A 4,423-nucleotide genomic window follows, 5' to 3' on the forward strand; every position below is an offset into this window, starting at 1 on the left:
GCCCACATAAAAGGCGAGCGTCAGCGAGTCCAGCCCACGTTTTTTGTGGGCGATTTTTAATGTGTTTGTTATATGCGATTTATTGTACATTCTTCTCAACAAAGCTATTTAACTCAGAAATCGACCGAATGACATACAGTTTCTTGTTTGCAGATAGCCTTTCTAGCTTTTGCAAGAACTCCTTGTTCCAAAATTTAGGGCAAAGCTTTAATACCTTGTAGCTATTAAGTGTCCCCTTTAATACAGAACTCCCTTCAGGCCAGCCTTCTGGTTTTTTAACTAACCCTTTAATGAGCCGCTTGGTCACTAACCAATAGGTGACCAAGTAGGGCAACTCTATGTAGATAAGAGTGTCGGCTTCTTCCAAGCGCCTATGGAAAGAATTCAATGAATTTATTGGCCCAAAGCCTTCAATAATCCACTCTTCGGAGGAGAGAATGTTCTCGTGAGCCTCTTCATAGCTTTCCCTATCTATCTCTTGGCCATTCTGTTCATATAAAATTGAATCCAAAGCATACAGTTTTATTCCGGTAGCTGATGCAAGTCTTTTGCTTAAAGTGGATTTCCCATTAGCTGGCTTACCGAAGACTGCTACTTTTTTCATTCTAGTTCCTCCAAGGACTATTACCCAGAGGCAGAAATAGAAAACCCGCCTCTTGGGCGGGTTTGATAAATTAATGACGCATCAACAATCCCACCATTCCTATGGAATGATGATAATTCGAGCTGTCTGTTTCGTAGGATTTGTATGCATTCCATGCATTTTGATTGAGGGGAAATACAATGTCAACTGTACGTTTGATACGAGCATCATTGTTCAAGCATATAACTTTTAAATAAGGGGCGCTGGCACGTGGGGCACAATAACGAAGTGGCCCCGCGTGTTAGCGTCCCAACGAGCGCCAGCGAGTGACTTTATTTGTTTGATAATCATTGTTTAAATAGCCTTACGCATTTTATCTATTAACTCAAGGCATGCCTGATAAAGCAATATTTCCATGTCCTCATTATGGTAAAGAGGTCCCCAGCGGAATAGCCCTCTGAGACTAAATTGCTTTGCGATGAATTCACGCCATGTCACAGATTTAGACACACTGAATGTTTTAACGGTTTTGCTGTGATTAATGTTGTATAGACGCGAAACTAACTTAATTTTTGGACGCCAAAATATAGGTATACCAGACGCTCCAAGATTAACGGTAAAAGCTTCGCCACCGTGCAGTGTGACTATAATGACATCCAAGCCAATGTCAGATTTCTTCGGTTCCTTAATCGTAGAAATACTGTGAAGGCAAAAAATCTCTTCGAGTTTTTCGCGCATATGATCTTGTAGTGAATTTCCAGTTATAGAAAAGAACGACTCTATTTTAGATATGTTGCTGTCATTAACTACAGCCAATGAACCCAAGTATACATTTGGCTTTTCAGAGTTGAACCAATCGAAGAGCAAATTCAAATTCCTTTTGGCTTATAACATTTAAATGATGCGGACCCTAAGAACCGCATATCAATTTTTATACATCGCCTATTTCAAACCGCAGAATTTTTTAAACGTATTAACCGGCGTTACTTGAGGCTGAGTCCCCAGCAAGTCTACGTTTTTAAAAGCTGGATCGTTAATAGCGCTCGACTCCGGAAATACAATGGTTATATCGTCTCCACTATTATCTGTATAGATAGATGCCCACATCTCTTTGTCGCGTAAAATAGCAAGTTCTGTGTACACACACATCATCCAGCGACTAGCGCTAGCTGAGCGAGTTTGAAAGCCTGGAATTTTTAGTACAGAGAAGTCCTCTGCTCGTTTAACTTCTGTAACTTTAAAATCAAATGCGGTGATTCCTCTTTCTGATGAAGAAACAGAAAACAACTTTTCTGCACTTGATGAAAAAGAAATACCGAAAATAGTAAGAAATACTATTGAAAATATAGGTTTCATAAAACTTTCCTTGTAGATGTATAACGCCCTGCTTAGGGGCACAAATATGGCGGCTAAAATCGGAACGAAGTGACACAGCCGCCGTGTTTGTGTCCTAGCGAGCCCGCGAGCGGCTACAGCAGATTGTTAGGCGGCATGCAGATCTATTGGCTGCACGTTATCCAAGTTGATGCTCTGTTTGGCCTGCCAAAGTTCGTAATTGTCTTGCATGCTAAGCCAACTTTCAGGGCTGCGCCCCAATACTTTTGATAGCCTTAAGGCCATTTCTGGCGTTACTGCACTTTTGCCCTTCACTACACGATTTAGTGTTGAAGCGGCAACACCAAGATGGGTAGCAAGTGTCCTGCAACTAATACCGTGTGGCTCCATGTAAATGGATTCAATAAATTCCCCCGGATGTGGTGGGTTATGCATATTCATTAGTGATAATCCTCGTAATTTAAGATGTAAGCATTACCATCCGTGAACTCGAAAGTGACTCTCCAATTGCCATTGACTGATATCGACCAAATATTTGACCTTTCTCCTTTGAGTTGATGAAGAGAGAAGCCCGGTAAATCAATGTCACCGATATCTTGTGCGGTGTGGATAGCAGCTAACTGCATGCGAAGTTTTTTCGCGTGCTTGGTCTGTATGCCTGAAGTTTTCCCTTTTTCGAAAAACAGCTTCAGACCCTTATGTTTAAATGACTTAATCATGGAAAGAGTGTAGCGCATTGCGCAACGCGGTGCAACTTGGCGCCTAACGCCCAGCTAAGCCGCCGGAACGGAGTTGTTTGTTTTGTGCGAGCGTAGCGAAAAAGCACAAAACTAGCAACGTAGTGAAGGTCGGTTTGAGCTGTTTGTTATGGCCATTACTGTTTGTTAGCATGTTTCAATTTATCAAAGAGTGGATTCGGTTTATTCGATGCTTTAATTTGAGCACGACCTGGAGCACCCTCTTTAGGGCTAACGTACTTCATTAATACGACTGGCATATTACTCACATCATTTGCCAGCCTTAAGAATTCATCAGAAAGTAACTTTGATGAAAACTCGTACTCAATTGTTACATCTCCATCCTTTCGAAGCACATCAATTATTTGTATAGAAGATGAAATCTCTGATTGCAGTCGACTAACCCAATCCGTCGTCGTAGATTTTGGCGTAATTTTTTCTTCGATATCCTCTTTACTGCATGGCCTATCAGAGAACATAAGCTTACCATCTGGTTGCTTACACTTGTATATTTGCGCTGAAACAAAAAGTGGAAATAAGAACAACAATAGTGAAAATATGTACTTCATATTAAACCATCTATATATCTGAGTAAGCCATAACGCAGAGTGCAGCGGCAGTTTGTGGAGTGGCTTTTTGTGCTAGCGTAGCGTCCAGCACAAAAAGCCACTCCACAAACTGTCCGACTGGCACGTATTGTTATATTTATTTTCTACCCAAAACATTATCGCAAGCCGCCAGAAAATTTGTATAAGAAGCTAATAAATTCTCCTTGGCTTCCGAAAACTCCTCTTTACTTTCATGCTTCATATCTCTACTGAAATACCATCCCGCGTCATGAAGAACCAGCCTCAGCGCTTCATGTAGCTCTGGGTGCCGCCTAAAACGCCCCATTGCGTTGGGGAGGTAATTCTGCATTTCATAAAACTTATCTTTCTCATCGTCAGATCTACATCGAAAGTAAATCAGATCATCTACTAATATCCCAACCTTTTCTTCTAGGTCAAAAATTCTCTCCAACTCCTTTTCCCATATTTTATTATTTCTCTGATTCCTTGAGCTTATAATCACATTGTACACAGAAGCGCCTGCTGCGATACCAGCCGTAACCAATACTAAAAAATCTTTGATCTCCATCTAAGGCGTAACCCTCCGCGAAATATAACTAACGCCACCTTAAGCGGCAAAAAACTGTTTGCTAAAATGTTGAACGAAGTGAAAACAGCAAACTGTTTTTTGTCCGTTTGAAGGTCTTGTTAGTATTTTATTTGGGAGAATATGGTGGAAGCACCTCTCCACTTGTTAATACAACCACTCTGTAAACATTATCTCCTTCAACACCTCGACTAGTTATATCGCTAGGTTTTGCAAGACCAATCAAATAATACCAAATATCAGAATCAACCGAGTAACCTAAACGCAACTCAAGTTCTATCAGTTGGAGTTCACCTTCCTCTTTGTAAAACTCCTTAGCTTTTGAAACTGCGTTATCGATTGTAAGTTTAGGGTTACCTTTACCATCCCAATTTTTTTCAACCTTAAATTGATTTCGCCATAAAGTGAAATTTGCTGGTTTCCCTCTTGATTGGGTACCTATTAAGTAGAAAAAATCTTCCCTTTTCTTACCGTCTTTACTTTCTTTTTCGATAACTATTAATCCATCATTTGCATATGAAATTGATGGGAGAGCAAGTAAGAAGACAATAGATATTATAGGTAGTAGTTTATTCATTTAATTATCCTTAATTCGAGTGATGACAAAAAATAC

The 4,423-nt window shown here is 40.3% G+C and carries 8 protein-coding genes; all 8 read right to left on the reverse strand.

The window, feature by feature from the left end:
- Nucleotides 1–79: 79 nt before the first annotated feature.
- A complete protein-coding gene (locus V7R42_RS19750) occupies nucleotides 80–604 on the reverse strand; it encodes an adenylate kinase (RefSeq protein WP_334022379.1) in 525 nt (174 codons plus the stop codon).
- Between the two features lie 333 nt (nucleotides 605–937).
- The gene (locus V7R42_RS19755; RefSeq protein WP_334022380.1) at nucleotides 938–1,450 is read right to left on the reverse strand and encodes a hypothetical protein; all 513 of its coding nucleotides are present in this window, start codon (nucleotides 1,448–1,450) and stop codon (nucleotides 938–940) included.
- 75 nt (nucleotides 1,451–1,525) lie between these two features.
- A complete protein-coding gene (locus V7R42_RS19760; protein ID WP_334022381.1) occupies nucleotides 1,526–1,939 on the reverse strand; it encodes a hypothetical protein in 414 nt (137 codons plus the stop codon).
- A gap of 126 nt (nucleotides 1,940–2,065) precedes the next feature.
- Nucleotides 2,066–2,359, reverse strand: coding sequence for a HigA family addiction module antitoxin (locus tag V7R42_RS19765; protein ID WP_239260827.1), 294 nt, complete (start codon nucleotides 2,357–2,359; stop codon nucleotides 2,066–2,068).
- Complete coding sequence (locus tag V7R42_RS19770) at nucleotides 2,359–2,637, reverse strand: type II toxin-antitoxin system RelE/ParE family toxin (RefSeq protein WP_334022385.1); 279 nt, start codon at nucleotides 2,635–2,637, stop codon at nucleotides 2,359–2,361. Before V7R42_RS19770 ends, V7R42_RS19765 begins: the two co-directional genes overlap by 1 nt.
- 155 nt (nucleotides 2,638–2,792) lie before the next feature.
- On the reverse strand, nucleotides 2,793–3,224 hold the full coding sequence (locus V7R42_RS19775) for a DUF4124 domain-containing protein (RefSeq protein WP_334022382.1): 432 nt from the start codon (nucleotides 3,222–3,224) through the stop codon (nucleotides 2,793–2,795).
- A 136-nt stretch (nucleotides 3,225–3,360) separates the two neighbouring features.
- Entirely contained in the window at nucleotides 3,361–3,792 is a 432-nt protein-coding gene (locus tag V7R42_RS19780) for a hypothetical protein (protein WP_334022383.1), read from the reverse strand.
- Between the two features lie 127 nt (nucleotides 3,793–3,919).
- Nucleotides 3,920–4,387, reverse strand: a complete 468-nt coding sequence (locus V7R42_RS19785) for a hypothetical protein (protein WP_334022384.1) — start codon at nucleotides 4,385–4,387, stop codon at nucleotides 3,920–3,922.
- Nucleotides 4,388–4,423 lie beyond the last annotated feature (36 nt).

The organism is Alteromonas sp. S015 (genome assembly GCF_036864485.1).
GTDB lineage: Bacteria > Pseudomonadota > Gammaproteobacteria > Enterobacterales > Alteromonadaceae > Alteromonas.